Raw genomic sequence first — 17518 nt, 5'->3', positions numbered from 1 at the left:
AAGGAGCCTTCATGACGTCCCGCCTCGGCGGCACCGCGCTGACCCTCGCCTACGACCGGCGCACCATCTCCGAGGATCTGACCGTGGCGGTGCCCGACCGATCGTTCACGGTGATCATCGGGCCGAACGCGTGTGGCAAGTCGACCCTGCTGCGCGCGCTGTCGCGGATGCTGCGCCCGAGCGCCGGCGCGGTGCTGCTGGACGGTCGGGACATCCACGACCTGCCCGCCCGCAAGGTCGCCCGCACCCTCGGCCTGCTGCCGCAGTCGTCGATCGCGCCGGACGGGATCGGCGTCGCCGAACTGGTCGCCCGGGGCCGCTACCCCCACCAGGGCCTCCTGCGGCAGTGGTCGCGCGAGGACGAGCGGATCGTCGACGAGTCGATGGCCGCCACCGGGGTCGCCGACCTCGCCGACCGGCCGGTGGACGAGCTGTCCGGCGGCCAGCGCCAGCGCGTCTGGATCGCCATGGCGCTGGCCCAGCAGACGCCGCTGCTGCTGCTCGACGAGCCGACCACGTACCTCGACATCGCCCACCAGATCGAGATCCTGGACCTGTGCGCCCGGCTGCACGAGGAGCAGGGCCGTACGCTGGTCGCGGTGCTGCACGACCTCAACCACGCCGCCCGGTACGCCACCCATCTCATCGCGATGCGCGACGGGCGGGTGGTGGCCGCTGGCGACCCCCGCGAGGTGGTCACCGCCGAACTGGTGGCCGACGTGTTCGGGCTGCCCTGCCGGGTCATCGACGACCCGGAGACGGGCACCCCGCTGGTCGTTCCCGCCGCCCGTCGGCGCGCGACCGAGCCGGCATGAACGCGCGGCTCTTGCGCGACCCGTGGGGCGTGCCGCACGTACGCGCCGACGACCCGCTGGCCCTCGCGGCGGCGCAGGGTCGGGTGACCGCGTACGACCGGGCGTGGCAGATCGAGGTGGAACGGCACCGGGCGGCGGGCACCAGCGCGGCCTTCCTCGGCGTCGACGCGCTCGCCTGGGACCGCTTCGCCCGCCAGGTCCGGCTCGACGACACCGCCCGTCGTTGCCACGCCAACCTGGACGAGGCGACCGCCGAGTGGGTGGGCGCGTACGTCGACGGGGTGAACGCCGGCCTCGCCGCCGGGGCGGCCCGCTCGCCGGAGTTCGCCGCCACCGGCCTGGCTCCGGGCCGGTGGGAGCCGTGGACGCCGCTCGCGGTGTGGCTGGGGCACCACATCCTGTTCGCGGGGTTCCCCGGCAAGCTCTGGCGTGAACACGTCGCACAGTGCCTCGGCCCGGCGGCGGTCGAGGTGTTCGCCACCGACGGGCCGGCCGTCGCCGGCAGCAACGGGTGGCTGCTCGCCGGTTCCCGCACCGCCACCGGTGCCGCGCTGCTCGCCGGCGACCCGCACCGGATTCTGGAGGACCCGGGCGTCTACCAGCAGATCCGGCTGGCCTGCCCGGAGTACGACGTGGTCGGCCTGGCCGTGCCCGGCGTCCCGGGCATCGCGCACTTCGGTCACACCGGCACGGTGGCGTGGGCAATCACCAACGCAATGGCCGACTACCAGGACGTCTACGCCGAGCGGCTGCGCCGGCATGGCACGGGGGTACGGGCGCTCGGCCCGGACGGCTGGCGCGAGGCGCACCGCCACGTCGAGACGATCGAGGTGGCCGGCGCGGACCCGGTTCGGGTGGAGGTGGTGGAGACCGAGCGGGGGCCGGTGATCGCCGGCGGGCCGGACGACGAGACGGCGGTGAGCCTGCGCTACCCGCCCCGGGTGCGCGGCGAGCTGGGCTTCGCGGCGCTACCGGAGCTGCTGCGCGCCCGTGACGTGTCCGATGTGGACAATGCTTTGCGGCACTGGGTGGAGCCGGTCAACGTGGTGCAGGCGGCGGACACCGCCGGCGGGCTGCTGCACCGGGTCGCCGGGGTGGTGCCGCTGCGGCATCCGGACAACGGCCGCCGGGTGGTCCCGGCCTGGGAGGCCGCGTACGCCTGGCGCGGCTGGCACGGGCCGATGCCCCGCGCCGAGGTGACCGGCCGGGCGGTGATGGCCAACGAGCGGGGGCTGGCGGCGCCACTCGGCGTCGAGTTCGCCCCACCGCACCGCGCGCGCCGGATCACCGAACTGCTCGACGCCGGCCGGGACTGGACGGCCGCGCAGATGGCCGCCGTGCACACCGACACGCACCTCGGCTCGGCCGGGCCGCTGCTCGCGGTGCTCGACCGGTTGACCGGGCTCGGCCCCGCCGCCGCGCTGCGCGACCGGCTGCTGCGCTGGGACCGCCGGATGAGCGCCGACAGCGTCGACGCGGCGGACTTCGCCATCCTGCGGGCCGCCGTCGTCCGCCGGATCGCCACCCACCCGGCCCTGGCCGCGCTGGCCGAGCCGCCCGCGTACCCCGAGGTGTTCGCGCCCTGGTTGGCGCTGACGCCGCGGGTCGGCTACGCGCTGGAGCACCTGCTCGCCGGCAGGTCGTTGCCCGGTGTGGACGCGGCGGCGGAGGTACGCGCGGCGGCCGAGGAGGTCGCCGGTGCGGCGGCCGACCCGGTGCGCTGGGGTGACCTGCACCGGCTGGCGGCCTGGCGGGCGCTTCCCGACCCGGACGCGGCACCCGGTCCCCGCCTCGACGGCGACCACGACTGTGTGCTGGCCACCTCCAGCGTGCCCGGGGTCACCCACGCGTGCTTCCGGGGGCCGGCCGCGCGGTTCGTCTGGGACCTGGCCCGCCGCCAGGACAGCCGGTGGGTGGTCCCACTGGGCGCCAGCGGCGTACCCGGCGACCCGCACCACGACGACCAGCAGCCCGCCTGGCTGGCCGGCGAGCTGCTGCCGGTCACCACGGACTGGGACCGCCTCACCGAGGAGCCCGATGAGCATTGACGGTCAGCACTACCGGCGCGACGTCACCGGCTTCGGGGTGGTCACCATCCGCCCGGTGCGCCCGGACGAGGACGCCGACCTGCTGCACGGCTGGGTCACGACCGAGCGGGCCCGGTTCTGGGGGATGCGCGAGGCCAGCCGCGAACGGGTGCACGGGATCTACGCGTACCTGGATGCGCTGACCACGCACCACGCGTACCTGGCGCACCGCGACGGCGGGCCGGCGGCGCTGGTGCAGACGTACGAGCCGGGGGCCGATCCGGTCGGCGAGTGCTACGAGGTACGCCCCGGCGACATCGGCGTCCACCTGCTCATCGGGCCCCCGGTGAGCGCCGAGCGGGGTTTCACCGGCGCGTTGTTCGGCGCGATCCTGGAGTTCGTCTTCGCCGACCCGACCCGACTGCGGATCGTGATGGAGCCGGACGTCCGCAACGACCGGATGCTGCGGCGGCTCCTGCGCAGCGGGTTCCGGGCCGGCCCGTTGATCGAGCTGCCGGAGAAGCAGGCGCGGCTGCACTTCCTCGACCGTCCGGAGGACACCGGCGTCGCCAACGCTGGCTGAGCCCGCGACGCCCGGTCCTCCCGCGCCGATCTTGCACTTACTGTCGTCGATCTGCCCCGAATCACGACTTTCGTCGGGACAGAAAGTGCAAGATCGGCGGGGGGAGAGGGGTGGGGGTCAGGGTTGGTGGTTTGTCAGCTTGGCTAGTTGGTCCAGCTGGGTTGGGTCGGAGAGGGCTGAGCCGACGGCTGCCACCCGTACGCCCGCGTCGAGGAACGCGGCGGCGTTGTTGGCGTCGAGGCCGCCGGTGGCGACGAAGCGCAGCTGCGGCAGGGGGCCGGCCATGGCCCGGAACCAGGCCGGCCCGAGGGAGATCGCGGGGAACGCCTTGAGCCAGGTCAGGCCGTGTCGCAGCGCCTGCTGCGCCTCGGTGGGGGTGGCCACGCCGGGCAGGTGCGGCAGGCCGCGCGCGGCGGCGGCGTCGGCGATCGCGAGGTCCAGACCGGGCGCGACGGTGAAGGCTGCGCCCGCGTCGGCCGCCGCCGCGACCTGCTCAGCGTCGAGCACGGTGCCGGCGCCGACGATCCGGCCACGCGCCGCGCCCGCCTCGACGGCGGCGCGCAGGGCGGGCACCGCGTCGGGGGTCGCCACCGGCACCTCCACCACGACGATGCCGAGGTCCCAGGCGCGCTCGGCGAGCCGGACGGTCTCGGCGACCGGCAGGCCGCGCAGGATCGCCATCACCCGGGCGCCGCCGAAGATGTGCTCGAAGTCCGCTGTGGTCATGGTCCACTCCATCCGAGGTCACGGGAGATCTGCTGGGTGGTGGCCAGCAGTCGGGGTAGCAGGCGGCGCAGGTCGGCAAGGTCGGCGGCCACACCACCGAGCTGCGCGGGCTCGCGCGCCAGCAGTTCCAGCACGCGCATCGCCCGGTCGACGCCCTCGGACACCCCTCAGCCCTCCGCTCGTACGCCGGTCAGGTCGGGTGGTGACCAGGGGCCGTCGAGCAGCCGCTGAAACCAGGCCCACGGTGGCAGCGGCGCGTTGTCTCCGGCGCTGCCCAGCGCCTGCGCGGCGACGAGGTGACCGAGGCGCAGGCGCCGCGCCGGGTCGAGGTCGCGCAGCAGCCCGGCCAGGTAGCCGGCGGCGAACGCGTCTCCGGCGCCGACCGACTCCACCACCGACACGCGGGGCGCCGGGACGACGACCGGTGCGGCGTCGCGGCACAGAGCGGTCGCGCACACCGCGCCGTCCTTGACGACCACTGCCTGCGGGCCGGGCAGCAGCCGGCGTACCGCAGCCGCGTCGGCGGCGCCCCAGAGGGCGTACGCCTCGTCCTGGCCGACGAAGACCAGGTCGCTGCGGTCGGCGAGGTCACGCAGCACCGGCGCGGCCTGCTCGGCGGACCAGAGCCGCGCCCGGTGGTTGACGTCGAAGCTGACCAGCGCGCCCGGCAGCGGCCGGTCGGTCACCGCGTGCTCGACCAGCGCCCGGCAGGAGGCGGAGAGCGCCGGGGTGATCCCGGACAGGTGCAGCACCCGCGCGCCGGCCAGCCGTGGGTCGGCCAACGCGCCGGGACCCATCCGGGACGCGGCCGAGCCCGCCCGGTAGTAGTGCACGGCGGTGGTCGTCGGGCCCGGATCCTTGAGGTAGAGGCCGGTCGGGGCGGCCGGGTCCACACCCACCAGGTCGACGCGGGCGCCGGCGTCGGCGACGTGCCGGACGACGGCCCGGCCGAAGGGGTCGTCGCCGACCCGGCTCACCCAGGTCGCCCGGTGGTCGAGGCGGGCCAGGTAACCGGCCACGTTGGACTCCGCGCCGCCGACCGAGACGGCGACCCGCTCGGCGTGCTCCAGCGGCTCGCCCGGCGGTGGGCACAGCACGACCATGGTCTCCCCCACCGTGACCACCTCGGCCGGCGGGAAGCCGGCCGCGGCGGCAGCGGGGTCGGGTCGGGGCTTGCTCGACATGGCGGCACACGTCCTCGGGGAGGGGTCCGGGGCGCCGCCGAGCCTAGGCGCGTTGTGCCAAGCGAGCAACCCGTTGCGCTGAGCGCAACGCAGGTCAGGGCAGGGTCAGGCCGTACGCGGCCAGCACCGCGGCGATCGGCTGGTAGTAGGTCGTGCCGCCGGAGGTGCAGTTGCCGCTGCCTCCGGAGAGGATGCCGATGATGGTGCCGGTGGACGCCACGTACAGCGGGCCGCCGCTGTCTCCCGGCTCGGCGCAGATGTTGGTGCGGATCAGGCCGTAGATCACGCCGGTGGCGTAGTTGACGGTCTGGTTGAGACCGGTGACGGTGCCGCAGCGAACCCCGGTCGTGACGCCGCTGCGGCACACCGCCTGACCGACGTACGCGTTGCCGGGGCCGTTGATGGTGAGCAGCCCGGGATATGTGTAGACGGCACTCGGGTGGGCGATCCCGCTGGTGTAGCGGATCAGCCCGTAGTCGTTGCCGGGATAGCTGGTGGCGGTGCGGACGCCGAGGACGGTGGTCTGCGCGCTGTCGGCGTACCAGGTGGCGGCGGCCGATCGACGGTGAGGGTCATCCGGCCGATTGCGGGGTCGAGGCCCCAGGCGGTGCCCGCGGTGCGTACGCCGGTCAGCAGGGCGGCCGGGTCGGCGGCGGGCGCGGCGGCCCGGTCGGAGACGGCGGCATCGCCCGGCGTCCGACGCCGTGGCAACCTCCGGCTGCCCTCTTCCCCACGTGGTGCGTGGCATCGTCCTGGTCTCCCAGCACGGCGTGCCAGGAAACCACGCGAGGGCTCCAACCACGAGGGCCCGCCGGATGACCCTCGACGGTCAGGCGAGGTGCCGACCGGCCCAGTCGGCGAGGTCCCGGGCGCAGGCGTCCACCGACTCCCGCCACGTCCGGGCCGCGCCGTCGCCCGCCTCGTCGCTGACCTGCTTGATCAACCGACAGGGCACACCGGCCTGGGCGGCGGCCCACGCCACCGCGTACCCCTCCATGTCGACCAGGTCGGCACGCTGGGCCAACCGGTCCCGCGCGTCGTCGTCGGCCACGAACGTATCGCCGGTGGCCAGCACCGCCCCCTCGGCGGCAAGGGCCAGCGGCGCCCCGTAGGTCTCGCCGGTGAGCGTGCGCAGCAGGTCGGTGTCCAGGTCGTGTTGGAGCACGGTGGCGACCTCGTGGATGCCCGCCCATCCGGGGCGCAGCGCCCCGGCCGTGCCCAGATTGAGCAGCAGGCTGGGGCGCGGCCCCGCGGCCAGCACCGCCGCGACCCCGCTGGCGGCGTTGACCTTGCCCATGCCGGTGAGCAGCACCGGCAGGTCGGGCGGCAGGTAGCGGGCCTCCTCCCCCACGGCGAGCACCACCAACGGACGATCAGCGCGGACCGTACCCCGAAGAATCACCGGAGCATCCTAAGGGCCGTCGTCGACGGCCCGCTGTGCACCCAGTCACCATCCAGGTTCGTCTCACCGCACGTCCAGGCGGGCGCGGCAGGCTGGTCCCGCGACCATCGGATTCACCCGCCCACATCGCCGCCGATCACCGGCGACGCCGCCGGGGGTCCGGGCCACCGACGAAAGAGGTGACGAGGGTGTACGACGGACAGGAGTTCCTCCGCGACAAGCGGTGGTGCCTGAGCAGGCGGACGCTGCTGACCGGAGCCGGCGCACTCGGCGCGGCGGGGCTGCTGAGCGCCTGCGGTGCCGGCGACAGCTCCGCCGACGAGGCGGCTGCCGCCCCCGGCACCGTGCTGGCCCGCACCGGCGACGTGCCGGTCGGCGGCGGCACGGTGGTCGACGGGGTCCTGATCGTCCAGGCCGAGGCCGGCACCTTCACCGCGTACGACGCGACCTGCCCGCACCAGGGCGTACGGGTCGGCGCACCGCGCGACGGAGTGATCACCTGCCCGGCGCACAACTCCACGTTCGCGGTCGACGGCTCCCGCCTGGGCGGGCCCGCCCGCCGGGGACTCACCGAGATCCCCGTACGGGTCGACGGCGCCGACATCGTCCGCGCCTGACCGCTGCCTCGCCGGTGGTCAGTCGTCGGTGAACCGGTACAGCACGAAGTCCTTGTCCGCGCCGCACGCGATCACCCGCGTGTTCCACGAGCAGGACGCGCTGCGCACGTCGACGAGCTGGCCCAACTCGTCGACGGTGCCCGACTCGGCCCACACGCCGGCCACGCTACGGTCGTCCGCCACCGTGCTGGTCGGCTGGGCGAAGACGAGCAGGTTGCCGGCGTCCAGTCGGGCCGCCACGCCGGGGCGGTCGGCCAGCACCGCCTTGCCGGCGGCGTCGAAGAGGGTGACCGTCGCCTTCGGGTACTCCCGTTTGGTGAGCACCTGCTCGCCGACCGGAACCAGACCGGTCGCGCCCGGCGCCGACCAGGAGATCGCCGACTTCCCCTCGGTCGCCGCCACCACCTCGGTGCGCTCGGCCTCGCTGTTGCGCACCTGCACCAGGCACGCCCGCCGCTCGCCGCAGGCCACCAGCGCCTTCGGCCGGTACGCCGCGTTCTCGGCCCGGTAGAGAACCACCGGCGCCGCGTCGGAACCCAGGTCGTACGCCAGCACCTGGTACCCACCGTCGGTGGGGGCCACGTAGAGGCGGTCCTCGTGCGCCACCACCAGGTCGTCGAGGTCGGCGACGTTGCCCCACTCGCGCAGCACCGAGCCGGAGGACATGTCGAGCAGCCGCGCCGAGCGGTCCGCCCCGATCTGCACGAGTCGTCGCCCCTTGCCCGTCCACGGGTCGCGGGCGCCGCCGTCGAGGTACGCCGGCCCACCCGCCGCCTCGTCGGTGCCCACCGGCCGGACGACGGTACGCGCGCCGCCGTACTGGTCACGCGGGTTGGGCTTGCTCCACTTGTCGGTGCCGTCGCTCAGCTTCAGGCCGACCAGCCGCCCGGCGGCCCGGTCCACCAGCACGGCGGTGTCGTCGGAGAAGTAGACGTCGTCGTCGCCGCGGACCGCCCGGTGCCAGCGCTGGGTGCCGGAGCGGGCATCCAGGACGGCCAGTTCACGTGGTGTGCTGTCGCCCGGCGCGTCGGCGAGGACCGCGACCGCCCCCGGTACGGCGACCAGGCCGGCCCAGTCGTCGGCGGTGACGCCGGTCTGTCGGCGCCACAGCTCGTCGCCGGTGCCGGTGTCGACGGCGACCACCTCGAGCCGGTCGTCCGGCAGCGGGTACCCGAGGTAGGCCCGGTCGCCGAGCACCGCGGTCCACATGCCGCTGGGCCGCTCGGCGCCGGCCGGCAGCCTCGACAGCTCGCGCAGCGTTCCGAACTCCAGGTCCGGGTAGCGGTCCCGCAGCAGGTAGAGCGTCGCCGCGGTGGCCACCCCGGCCAGGGCGAGCACCGCGCCGAGCACCACCCACCGGGCCCGCCGCCAGGTCGTACCGCCGGGCGGGGTGGGCGTCGGCGGGGCACCCGCCGCGCCGACCAGCGTGCCCGCGACGCCCGGCGGCTCCGGCAGGGTCGGCGCGAGCGCTGGCGGCCACCCCGGGCCGCCCGGCCGGTCCGCCGCCGGCCCGGGTTGCGACGGCACGGTCGGCGCGGTCGACGCCGCAGCCGAAGCGGCCGGGCCCGCGAGAGCCGGCGCGGACGGGGCGGCCGGCCCCGCGACAGCCGGCTCCGGCGGGCCCGCCGGAGGCGGTACGGGCAGCGCGGGCGGAGCGGCCTGCGGTCCCGCGTACGCCGGCAGCGCTCGGCGCAGCGGAAGGTCCGTCAGCGCGCCCTCGGCCACCGGCAGCTCCGGCTGGTCCAGCACCGTCGGCGCCACTCCCAGCTCGGCGTGCAGCATCCGGGCGACCAGCGGAATCCGTGACGAGCCGCCCACCAGGAACAGCCCGGCGAGCTGGTCAGGGCGGAGGCCGGCCGCGGCGATGACCTCCCGGGCCCGCTGCACCGCCCGGCGCAGCAGCGGCGCGGCCACCCGCTCGACGTCTTCCCGCGTCAACCGCACCGCCTCGGCCACTCCCGGCACCGCGACCGGGGCCACGGCCGAGCGCGACAGCGTCTCCTTCGCACCCCGCACCTCGTCCCACAGCCGGACCTGGTCGCGGCGCTGCGCCGGATCCGACGGCCGGACCAGCCGGGCCCACCGCCGGGCGTGCCGCTCGCCGAGCAGCTCGCCCACCCGCTGCACCAGCGCCGCGTCCAGATCGAGACCACCCAGGTCGGGCAGGCCGCCGTCGGCGACCACGCGGAAGCCGGAGTCACCCCACGGGTCCGCGCCCTCGTTGCGTAGCACCGCGACGTCGAGCGTTCCGCCGCCGAAGTCGAACACCGCGATCGCGCCGCCGACCGGCACCGGCCGGTGCAGCACCTGCGTGTAGTAACGGGCGGCGGCCACCGGCTCGCGCAGCAGCCGGGTGCCCGGCGGCGTCGGCCCGGCGAGGGTGTGCTCGGCCGCCTGCGGCCAACCCGCCCGCAGCAACGCGTCGGCGAGCACCTGCCGGCGCGTGTCGTCCCAGGCCGCTGGGCAGGTGAGCACGGCCGGAGGCAGGAAGCCGACGGCGTCCACCGCCGCCCGGCCGACCGCCGTCAGCACCGCGGCGAGCAGCTCCGCCGGAGGGTACGCGCGGTCACCGAGCTGCACGGTCGGCTCGTCCACCCGGCGCTTCGGGTTCGCCTCGAACCGGGCCGGGTCGGCCTGCGCCAACCGCCGGGCGTCCATCCCGACGTGCAGGGCGCCGTCCGGGTCGGCGTACACGGCGGACGGGCTGACCGGCTGACCGTCCATCAGCAGCGGACGGGTCCGACCGTCCGGCCACCGCAGCACGGCGACCGTGTTGGACGTACCGAGGTCGACACCGAGGGCGTAACCCTCGTGCTGGCCTGCCATTTGCCGATACCTCCGCCGGGACGAGGGAAACTCAGCCCCGCATCGTACGCAGCCCGCGCCGCCGGACCGATCGGCCGGTGCAGTGACCGCGTTCCGCCGATCCGCCGGCCATGGTGGTACGGCCTGGACGTAAGCGAACCGCAAGATCTCCCGGGTCGGGGCCGTCGACTCCGCTGGCTAGGCTGGCCCGGGAGGTGGCCGGTGGCGCAGCGGGTGCTCGTGGTCGACGACGATCGCACCGTCAGCGACGTGGTGTGCCGCTACCTGAAACACGCCGGGTACGAGGTGAGCCACGTCGGGGACGGGCTGGCCGCCCTAAAAGCCGTCCAGGACCGGCCGCCGCACCTGGTCGTGCTGGACCTGATGCTCCCCGGGCTGGACGGGTTGCAGGTGTGTCGGCGGCTGCGGGAGCGACCGGACGGCATACCCATCATCATGCTGACCGCACGCGGCGACGAGGCGGACCGGGTGCTCGGCCTGCAACTGGGCGCCGACGACTACCTGGGCAAGCCGTTCTCTCCGCGTGAGCTGGTGCTGCGGGTCGGTTCGGTGCTGCGCCGGGCCGGTGAGCCGGCCGCGCCGGCGGCCGAGTTGCTGGCCGACGCGGGGCTGGAGGTGGCCACCGGGCCACGGATCGCCCGGCTGCACGGCCGCGAGCTGGCCCTGACATTGCGCGAGTTCGACCTGTTGGCACACCTGATGCGGCACCCGACGCGGGCGTTCAAACGCACCGAGCTGCTGGAACGGGTGTGGGGGTGGAACTTCGGCGATCAGTCCACGGTGACCGTGCACGTGCGGCGGCTGCGGGAGAAAATCGAGGACGACCCGGCCGAACCGCGACGGATCGTCACGGTCTGGGGCGTCGGCTACCGGTACGAGCCGGCCGATGCGTGACCTGGCGCTGATCTTCGGGGCGGCGCTCACGGCCGCGCTCGGCGTGGGCCTGCTGGGCGCGCTCACCCTGCGGCTGCTGCGCCGCCGGTCGATCACCGTGCACGTGTGCGTCCTGCTCACCGTCACCGTGGCCGCCGTGGTGGCCGGGGTGGTGGTGGTCGCCCAGGCGATGTTCCTGTCTCCGCACGACCTCCAGGTCGTCCTGCTCACGGTCGCCGCGGCGGCGGCCGTGAGCCTCGGCGTGGGCTGGTACTTCGGGCGTCGACTGGCCGTGGCCGCGGTCTGGGCGGCCCAGGCCCGGGAGCGGGAACGCCGGGTCGAGAAGGGCCGACGGGACCTGGTGGCCTGGGTGTCACACGACCTGCGGACGCCGCTGGCCGGCCTGCGGGCGATGGCTGAGGCGCTGGAGGACCGGGTGGTCGACGACCCGGCGACGGTCGCCGAGTACCACCGGCGGATCCGCCTGCAGACCGACCGGATGACCCGACTCGTCGACGACCTGTTCGAGCTGTCCCGGATCAACGCCGGGGCGCTGCGCCTGACACTGTCGGCGGTGCCGCTCGGTGAGGTGGTCTCCGACGCGTTGGCCGGCACCGCGCCGCTGGCCAAGGCCCGCCGCATCCGCCTGGTGGCCGCCGAGTCGGGTTGGCCCACCGTGCTGGCCAGCGAGCCCGAGCTGGCCCGGGTCGTGGGCAACCTGCTGCTCAACGCGGTGCACTACACGCCGAGCGACGGCACGGTGCGGGTGGACGCCGGGTGCGAGAGCGACGCCGCCTGGCTGGCGATCGCCGACACCTGCGGCGGCATTCCGGAGGACGACCTGCCCCGGCTGTTCGACGTGGCGTTCCGGGGTGAGCCGGCCCGTACGCCCCGCTCCGGCGGGGAGGGCTCCGGCGGGCTCGGGCTGGCGATCGTGCGCGGGCTGGTCGAGGCGCACGGCGGCCGGGTGGACGTGCAGAACGTCGTCGGCGGCTGCCGATTCGTGGTCCGCCTCCCGACGGCCTGACGCCCACGGCGTCAGCGGCCCGCCGCCAGCTCGCCGAACCAGCGTCGCCCCCGCCGGAACACGTCCCGCACCGCCAGCCCGGCGGCGTCGGCGACCGGGTGCACGGCTCGCGCGTCCAGCCGGGCCCAGCGGAAAGCCGGGCCGAACAGCATCCGGCCGGCGCGCTGCTCGGCGGCCACCCGGGCCAGGCCCTGCCACAGCCCCGCGCCGGGCGGCTCCAGCTCGACCAGCACCGTGCCGCCGGGCGCGAGCAGTTCCCGGCAGCGACGCAGCAGCGCGACCGGTTCGCCGCCGATGCCGATGTTCCCGTCGATCAGCACCGCGTGTGCCCACCGGCCCTCGCCGGGCAGCGACTCGAACAGGTCACCGTGCACCGCCACCGCGCCCCGGGCCCGCGTCAGTCGTACCGCGGTCGCGGAGACGTCCACGCCGACCGCCGTCCGCCCGGCCCGGGTCAGCGCCACGGTGAGCCGCCCCGGCCCGCAACCGAGGTCGAGTGTCGGCCCGGCGCACCGCTCGACCAGCCCGGCGACCGCCGGCTCGGCCGGTCCGTGCCAGCGGTCCACCGGTAGCCGGCTGTGGACACCGTCACCGTGCACCAGCCACCGCCCTCGGGCCGCGCCCTCGGCGAGGGCGGCAGCGAACGGATCCGCCACCGTGCCCGCCGCCGACCCGTCGTGCCCCCGCGCCGGCGCCGCGGACGGCCTCGTCGACGCCGCCTCGATCGGGGCGGTGTCGACGGGGTTCACCGCCGACCTCCCGGCAGCAGGGCGAAGCGGACCGCCGCGACCTGTCGGGCGAACCGGCCCTCGGGCGCCTCGACGGCCACCGCGAGGGCGTCGGACCACTCGTCGACGTCGCGCAGCACCGGCAGCGGCGCGGTACGCAGGCCGCGTCCGGTCAGGGCCGCCCACGTGTCGTGGCCGGTGTCCGGCGTCGACATCGGCACGTCGCGCAACACCCGGGCGTGCCGGGGGTCGCGCAGCCCCAGCGACCACCAGCCGCCGTCGCGCGCCCGGCCGAGCACCGCGTCGGTGGCATCCAGCCGCACGACCGCCGCGGCCAGCCCGGTCGGCGTCACCTGCGGGGTGTCCATCCCGATCTGGAGCACCGGCCGTCCCGGGTACGCCGCCGCGACCTCGGCGTACGCGTTGGCGAGCCGATCGCCCAGGCCGACGCCGCGCTGGTCGAGGACCGTCCAGCCGGCCAGCGCGGCGGTCAACGCGTCGGCGTCCTCCGCCTCGGTCAGCCGGCCCGTCCAGGCCAGCACCGGCGTGACACCGGGGGTGGCGCGGACGGCGTCGAGGGTGTCGCGCAGCGCGGCGGCGGCGATCCGGGCCGCCTGCGCCGGGGTGGCCGGTGGGCAGAGCCGCGTCTTCACCGCCCCCGCGACGGGTGCCTTGGCCACCACCAGCAGAACGGTCACCGGGGCCCCTCCACGGTACGCAGCACGCCGGCGAAGTCACGGGTCGCTCGCAGGGTGCCCCGCACCGAACCGGACACCTTGGACCGGGTGCCGGCGGCCCGGGGCGCGTAGGTGACGTCCAGCTCGTGGATCCGCCAGCCGGCGGCGGCGGCCCGGATCAGCAGTTCGAGGGGGTAGCCGAAGGCCCGATCGGTGACGCCGAGGTCGAGCAGCGCCTCGCGGCGGGCCACCCGGATCGGACTGAGGTCCCGCAGCGGTACGCCCCGACGGCGCAGCAGCGCGGCGACCAGCGCCGTACCGGCGCGGGCGTGCCACGGCCACACCCCGGCCCCGACCGGCCGTCGCCGGCCCACGCTGAGGTCGGCGGTGCCCGCCAGCACCGGCGCCACCAGGGCCGGCAGCTCGGTGGGGTCGAACGAACCGTCGGCGTCGAGGACGCACACCACCTCGGCGTCGGCGGCCTCCAGGCCGGCGTGCACCGCCGCGCCGTAGCCGCGCCGGGGCTCGTGCACCACCCGGGCGCCGTGCCGGGCGGCCACCTCGGGCGAGCCGTCGCGCGAGCCGTTGTCCACCACGATGGCCCGGTAGCCGGGCGGCAGCCCGGTCAGCACGCCGGGCAGGGCGGCCGCCTCGTCCAGGCAGGGCAGCACCACGTCGATCTCAGTCGGCATACCGCCGACGCTAGGGCGGCAAGCCCGCGGTGGAGGCCGAAATGTGCTTACCGAACCCTTACCACCTGGGCATTTCTTACCGTCCGGTGACGAGCCGCCGATTGGCGAGCGCGGAGGCGGGCTGTCGCCGTACCGTCCGGTGGTCATGGCCTCGACCACCGCTCTCGCCGCCGCCCCCGGGCGGACCCCGCCCCGCCGCCGGGCCGGGGACCTTCTGGTGCTGGGCGTGGAGGCGGCGCTGCTCGCCGCCGCCGTGCTGGTGGGCGCCCTGCTCAACGCGCGTGGCGCCGGGCTGCACGCCGACGCCGCTCCGCTGTACGCGACGTGGCGGCCGCACGTCGGCTGGGGCAGCCCCGCCGCACTGGCCGTAGCGGTCGCGGTGGTGGGCTGGGGAGCGCGGTGGGCCCGCACCGCCCGGTGGGGTGTCCTGCTGGCTGCCGCCTGGTTGACCGCGGTCGCCTGGACGTTGTCGTTGGCCCTGGTGGACGGCTGGACGGCGGGGCTGACCCGGCGGCTCACCCCACAGGCCGAGTACCTGCACGAGGTCCCCGGGGTGACCGACATCCCGGCGATGCTGGCCGGTTTCACCGGCCGGATCGTCGACTTCCAACCCGACGCGTGGTCCACGCACACCGCCGGGCACCCTCCGGGCGCGCTGCTCATCTTCGTCTGGCTGGCCCGCATCGGTCTCGGCGGAGGCGCCGCCGCCGCGCTGGCCTGCGTGCTGGTCGGCGCCACGGTCGCGGTGTCGGTGCCGGTGACCCTGCGGGCGCTCGGCGCGTCCGACGCGGCCCGCGCGGTGCTCCCGTTCCTGGTGCTGCTGCCGGGGGCGATCTGGGTGGGTGCCTCGGCCGACGGCATCTTCGCCGCCGTGGTCGCGGCCGGCCTGGCGCTGCTGGCGGTCCGTGGCCGCGTCGCCGCTCTGGCCGGCGGGCTGGTGCTCGGGTTCGCGCTGTACCTGTCGTACGGGTTCCTCCTGGTCGGTGTGCTCGCGCTGGCCGTGGTGACGCTGCGCCGTACGCACCGTTGGGGCGCGCTGCTCGCCGCCGCCGTCGGGGTCGCGGCCGTGACGGCGACCTTCAGCGCGGCGGGCTTTCACTGGTGGGTCGGCTACCACCTGGTCGTCGAGCGGTACTACCAGGGCTGGGCCGCCGACCGCCCGTACGCCTACTGGGTGTGGGCCAACCTGGCCGCGCTGCTGCTCAGCGCCGGGCCCGTGCTCGGGCCGGCGCTGCGCCGCGTGCTGTCGGCCGCACGGTCGTCGTGGCCGGGGCTGCGCGCGGCGCTGCCGGCTTCCGCTCCCACCCCGGCGGGCGGACCGGCGCCGGGTGGGCCGCGCTTCGGGCCGGGCGCGGCCGCGGGCGGGTGGCGGGCCGTCGGCCGGCTGGCCACGCCTGCGGCAGCAGCGGTACGCGCAGCCGGGCCCACGGTGCTGCTACCGCTGGCCGCCCTGGTGGCGGTGCTCGGCGCGGACCTGTCCGGGCTGAGCAAGGCCGAGGTGGAGCGAATCTGGCTGCCGTTCGTGGTGTGGCTGCTGGTGGCCGCCGCCCGCCTGCCGGCGGGTTCCCGGCGCTGGTGGCTGGCCGCGCAGGCGCTCACCGCGCTGGCCGTCAACCACCTGGTCTGGACGGTCTCCTGACCGCCCGGCCGCACCGCCGCACCGCCGCACCGCCCGGCCGCACCGCCTGGCACGCACCGCCGCACCGCCGCGCCGCCCGGCCGCACCGCCTGGCACGCACCGCCGCATCGCCTGACCGCGTCGCCTGACCGCGTCGCCTGACCGCGTCGCCCGTCTCCGGCCACCCTGCCATTCCGTTGAGCGGTATGACTGTGAGTCATAAATATTCCTCACAGTCATACCGCTCATTGGCGGTACCGGCCCGTCGCCGCGCGCGCCAACCGCCGCGAGCACCACCGCCGGAGCAAGCACCACCGCCCGAGCCAGCACCACCGCCCGAGCCAGCACCACCGCCCGAGCCAGCACCACCGCCCGAGCCAGCACCACCGCCCGAGCCAGCACCATTGCGCCGCGCGAGCATCACCACCGCGTGCACCGCTCGGCGTGGACGGGCGGCGGGCCGTGGCGACGGACGGCGGGCGGCGGGCGACGGACGGCGGGCGGCGGGCGACGGACGGCGGGCGGCGGGCGACGGGCGACGGGCGGCGGGCGGTCAGCCTGCGACGGCGGCTGGTTCCCGTAGCGGGTCGGTGGCGAAGCCGGCCACGCCCTCGGCGAAGCCGACGCGGGCCGTGTAGCCGAGCAGTTCCACGGCCCGGCGGGGGTCGGCGACCACGTGCCGCACGTCGGCCGCGCGGGCCCCACCCACTACCTGCGGGGCCGGCCCGCCCATCGCCTCGGCCAGGGTGACCGCCAGCTCCCCGACCGTGTGCGGCTCGCCCGAGCAGACGTTCACCGGCACCAGCGTGGCCGGGGGCGCGCTGCTGGTGAGGGCCAGCAGGTTGGCCCGCGCCACGTCGGTGACGTGCACGAAGTCGCGCCGCTGCCGGCCGTCCTCCAGCACGCGGGGCGCCACGCCGGCCGCCAGCGCCGACCGGAAGATCGATGCCACTCCGGCGTACGGGGTGTCGCGGGGCATCCGAGGGCCGTAGACGTTGTGGTACCGCAACGCCCACACCGCGCCGCCGGTCTGCCGGGCCCAGGCGGCGGCCAGGTGCTCCTGGGCGAGCTTGCTGGCGGCGTACGTGCTGCGGGGTTCCAGCGGCGCGTCCTCCGGCACGAGCACCGGATCGAGTCCACGGCCGCAGTGTGGGCAGGTCGGGTCGTACCGACCGGCTGTCACGTCCTCGGACCGGCGGGGCGCGGGGCGCACCGTGGCGTGCTCGGGGCAGGCGTAGCGACCCTCGCCGTAGACCACCATCGAGCTGGCCAGCACCAACCGGCCGATCCCCGCCCGGTGCAGCGCCGCCAGCAGCACCGCGGTGCCGTAGTCGTTGTGCGTGACGTAGTCGGGGGCGTCCGACGGGTCGAGGCCGTGGCCGACCATCGCCGCCTGGTGACAGACCGCGTCCACGCCGACGAGCAGCCGGTCCAGCAGGGGGCCGTCCCGGACGTCGCCGCGGACCACCTGGTGCCCGCGTGACCAGGCGGGCAGTTCACCGCCGTGTGCCTGGGGCAGCAGCGCGTCCAGCGCCACCACCTCGTGGCCCTGCTCGACGAGCAGGTCGACGACCTGCGACCCGATGAACCCGGCCGCGCCGGTGACCAGTACGCGCATGCCGGTCACGGTAGGACGGACGGGACGCCCGGCGGGCCGGTTCGGCGGACCCGTAAGGAGTTCGCAACAGCTCTGCGGGCGCCGACACCCCGGTAAGCGTTCGGT

General features: G+C 75.9%; 17 protein-coding genes. 7 read left to right on the top strand and 10 right to left on the bottom strand.

Annotated features, from left to right (window positions below; genetic code table 11):
• Positions 1 to 11: 11 nt before the first annotated feature.
• Genes OG505_RS07885 through OG505_RS07875 form a run of 3 tightly spaced genes read left to right on the top strand, consistent with a single transcriptional unit; the run spans position 12 to position 3425 of the window.
• Positions 12 to 815 (top strand): ABC transporter ATP-binding protein, encoded by an 804-nt coding sequence (locus tag OG505_RS07885; RefSeq protein WP_405432122.1) that lies wholly within the window; start codon positions 12 to 14, stop codon positions 813 to 815.
• On the top strand, positions 812 to 2863 hold the full coding sequence (locus OG505_RS07880) for a penicillin acylase family protein (RefSeq protein WP_405432121.1): 2052 nt from the start codon (positions 812 to 814) through the stop codon (positions 2861 to 2863). The genes OG505_RS07885 and OG505_RS07880 overlap by 4 nt, the downstream gene beginning before the upstream one ends.
• The gene (locus OG505_RS07875) at positions 2853 to 3425 is read left to right on the top strand and encodes a GNAT family N-acetyltransferase (protein WP_405432120.1); all 573 of its coding nucleotides are present in this window, start codon (positions 2853 to 2855) and stop codon (positions 3423 to 3425) included. The genes OG505_RS07880 and OG505_RS07875 overlap by 11 nt, the downstream gene beginning before the upstream one ends.
• A gap of 117 nt (positions 3426 to 3542) precedes the next feature.
• Here OG505_RS07875 and OG505_RS07870 read toward each other — a convergent pair whose 3' ends face one another.
• The 5 genes from OG505_RS07870 to OG505_RS07850 form a co-directional block, all read right to left on the bottom strand.
• A complete protein-coding gene (locus tag OG505_RS07870) occupies positions 3543 to 4151 on the bottom strand; it encodes a bifunctional 4-hydroxy-2-oxoglutarate aldolase/2-dehydro-3-deoxy-phosphogluconate aldolase (protein ID WP_405432119.1) in 609 nt (202 codons plus the stop codon).
• A complete protein-coding gene (locus tag OG505_RS07865) occupies positions 4148 to 4315 on the bottom strand; it encodes a hypothetical protein (protein WP_405432117.1) in 168 nt (55 codons plus the stop codon). The genes OG505_RS07870 and OG505_RS07865 overlap by 4 nt, the downstream gene beginning before the upstream one ends.
• Positions 4316 to 4318: 3 nt before the next feature.
• On the bottom strand, positions 4319 to 5335 hold the full coding sequence (locus tag OG505_RS07860) for a sugar kinase (protein ID WP_405432115.1): 1017 nt from the start codon (positions 5333 to 5335) through the stop codon (positions 4319 to 4321).
• A 94-nt stretch (positions 5336 to 5429) separates the two neighbouring features.
• Positions 5430 to 6083, bottom strand: a complete 654-nt coding sequence (locus tag OG505_RS07855) for a S1 family peptidase (RefSeq protein WP_405432114.1) — start codon at positions 6081 to 6083, stop codon at positions 5430 to 5432.
• Between the two features lie 81 nt (positions 6084 to 6164).
• Positions 6165 to 6737 carry a nucleosidase gene (locus OG505_RS07850; RefSeq protein ID WP_405432112.1) on the bottom strand — a complete coding sequence of 191 codons (573 nt, stop codon included), beginning with the start codon at positions 6735 to 6737 and terminating at the stop codon, positions 6165 to 6167.
• Between the two features lie 188 nt (positions 6738 to 6925).
• Between OG505_RS07850 and OG505_RS07845 the strand changes: the two genes are divergently transcribed.
• Entirely contained in the window at positions 6926 to 7354 is a 429-nt protein-coding gene (locus OG505_RS07845) for a Rieske (2Fe-2S) protein (protein WP_405432110.1), read from the top strand.
• Between the two features lie 18 nt (positions 7355 to 7372).
• Here the strand turns inward: OG505_RS07845 and OG505_RS07840 are convergent, their stop codons facing one another.
• Positions 7373 to 10180, bottom strand: coding sequence for an Hsp70 family protein (locus tag OG505_RS07840; protein ID WP_405432109.1), 2808 nt, complete (start codon positions 10178 to 10180; stop codon positions 7373 to 7375).
• A 201-nt stretch (positions 10181 to 10381) separates the two neighbouring features.
• On the opposite strand from OG505_RS07840, the gene OG505_RS07835 reads away from it, so the two are divergent.
• On the top strand, positions 10382 to 11074 hold the full coding sequence (locus OG505_RS07835) for a response regulator transcription factor (RefSeq protein ID WP_405432107.1): 693 nt from the start codon (positions 10382 to 10384) through the stop codon (positions 11072 to 11074).
• Positions 11067 to 12080 (top strand): sensor histidine kinase, encoded by a 1014-nt coding sequence (locus tag OG505_RS07830; protein WP_405432105.1) that lies wholly within the window; start codon positions 11067 to 11069, stop codon positions 12078 to 12080. The genes OG505_RS07835 and OG505_RS07830 overlap by 8 nt, the downstream gene beginning before the upstream one ends.
• Before the next feature lie 11 nt (positions 12081 to 12091).
• Here the strand turns inward: OG505_RS07830 and OG505_RS07825 are convergent, their stop codons facing one another.
• The 3 genes from OG505_RS07825 to OG505_RS07815 are packed head-to-tail and all read right to left on the bottom strand — an operon-like array spanning position 12092 to position 14177.
• Positions 12092 to 12829, bottom strand: a complete 738-nt coding sequence (locus tag OG505_RS07825; RefSeq protein WP_405432103.1) for a class I SAM-dependent methyltransferase — start codon at positions 12827 to 12829, stop codon at positions 12092 to 12094.
• The gene (locus tag OG505_RS07820; protein WP_405432102.1) at positions 12826 to 13506 is read right to left on the bottom strand and encodes a DUF2064 domain-containing protein; all 681 of its coding nucleotides are present in this window, start codon (positions 13504 to 13506) and stop codon (positions 12826 to 12828) included. Before OG505_RS07820 ends, OG505_RS07825 begins: the two co-directional genes overlap by 4 nt.
• Positions 13503 to 14177, bottom strand: a complete 675-nt coding sequence (locus OG505_RS07815) for a glycosyltransferase family 2 protein (protein WP_405432100.1) — start codon at positions 14175 to 14177, stop codon at positions 13503 to 13505. Before OG505_RS07815 ends, OG505_RS07820 begins: the two co-directional genes overlap by 4 nt.
• 145 nt (positions 14178 to 14322) lie before the next feature.
• On the opposite strand from OG505_RS07815, the gene OG505_RS07810 reads away from it, so the two are divergent.
• Positions 14323 to 15816, top strand: coding sequence for a hypothetical protein (locus OG505_RS07810; RefSeq protein ID WP_405432098.1), 1494 nt, complete (start codon positions 14323 to 14325; stop codon positions 15814 to 15816).
• A 532-nt stretch (positions 15817 to 16348) separates the two neighbouring features.
• Here the strand turns inward: OG505_RS07810 and OG505_RS07805 are convergent.
• Positions 16349 to 17413, bottom strand: a complete 1065-nt coding sequence (locus OG505_RS07805) for an NAD-dependent epimerase/dehydratase family protein (RefSeq protein WP_405432096.1) — start codon at positions 17411 to 17413, stop codon at positions 16349 to 16351.
• Positions 17414 to 17518: the final 105 nt, after the last annotated feature.

This window comes from Micromonospora sp. NBC_00617 (assembly GCF_045161355.1).
Classification (GTDB): Bacteria; Actinomycetota; Actinomycetes; order Mycobacteriales; family Micromonosporaceae; genus Micromonospora.
Note: the sequence above shows the minus strand (reverse complement) of the source record. Positions and strands in the feature narration are given on the sequence as shown.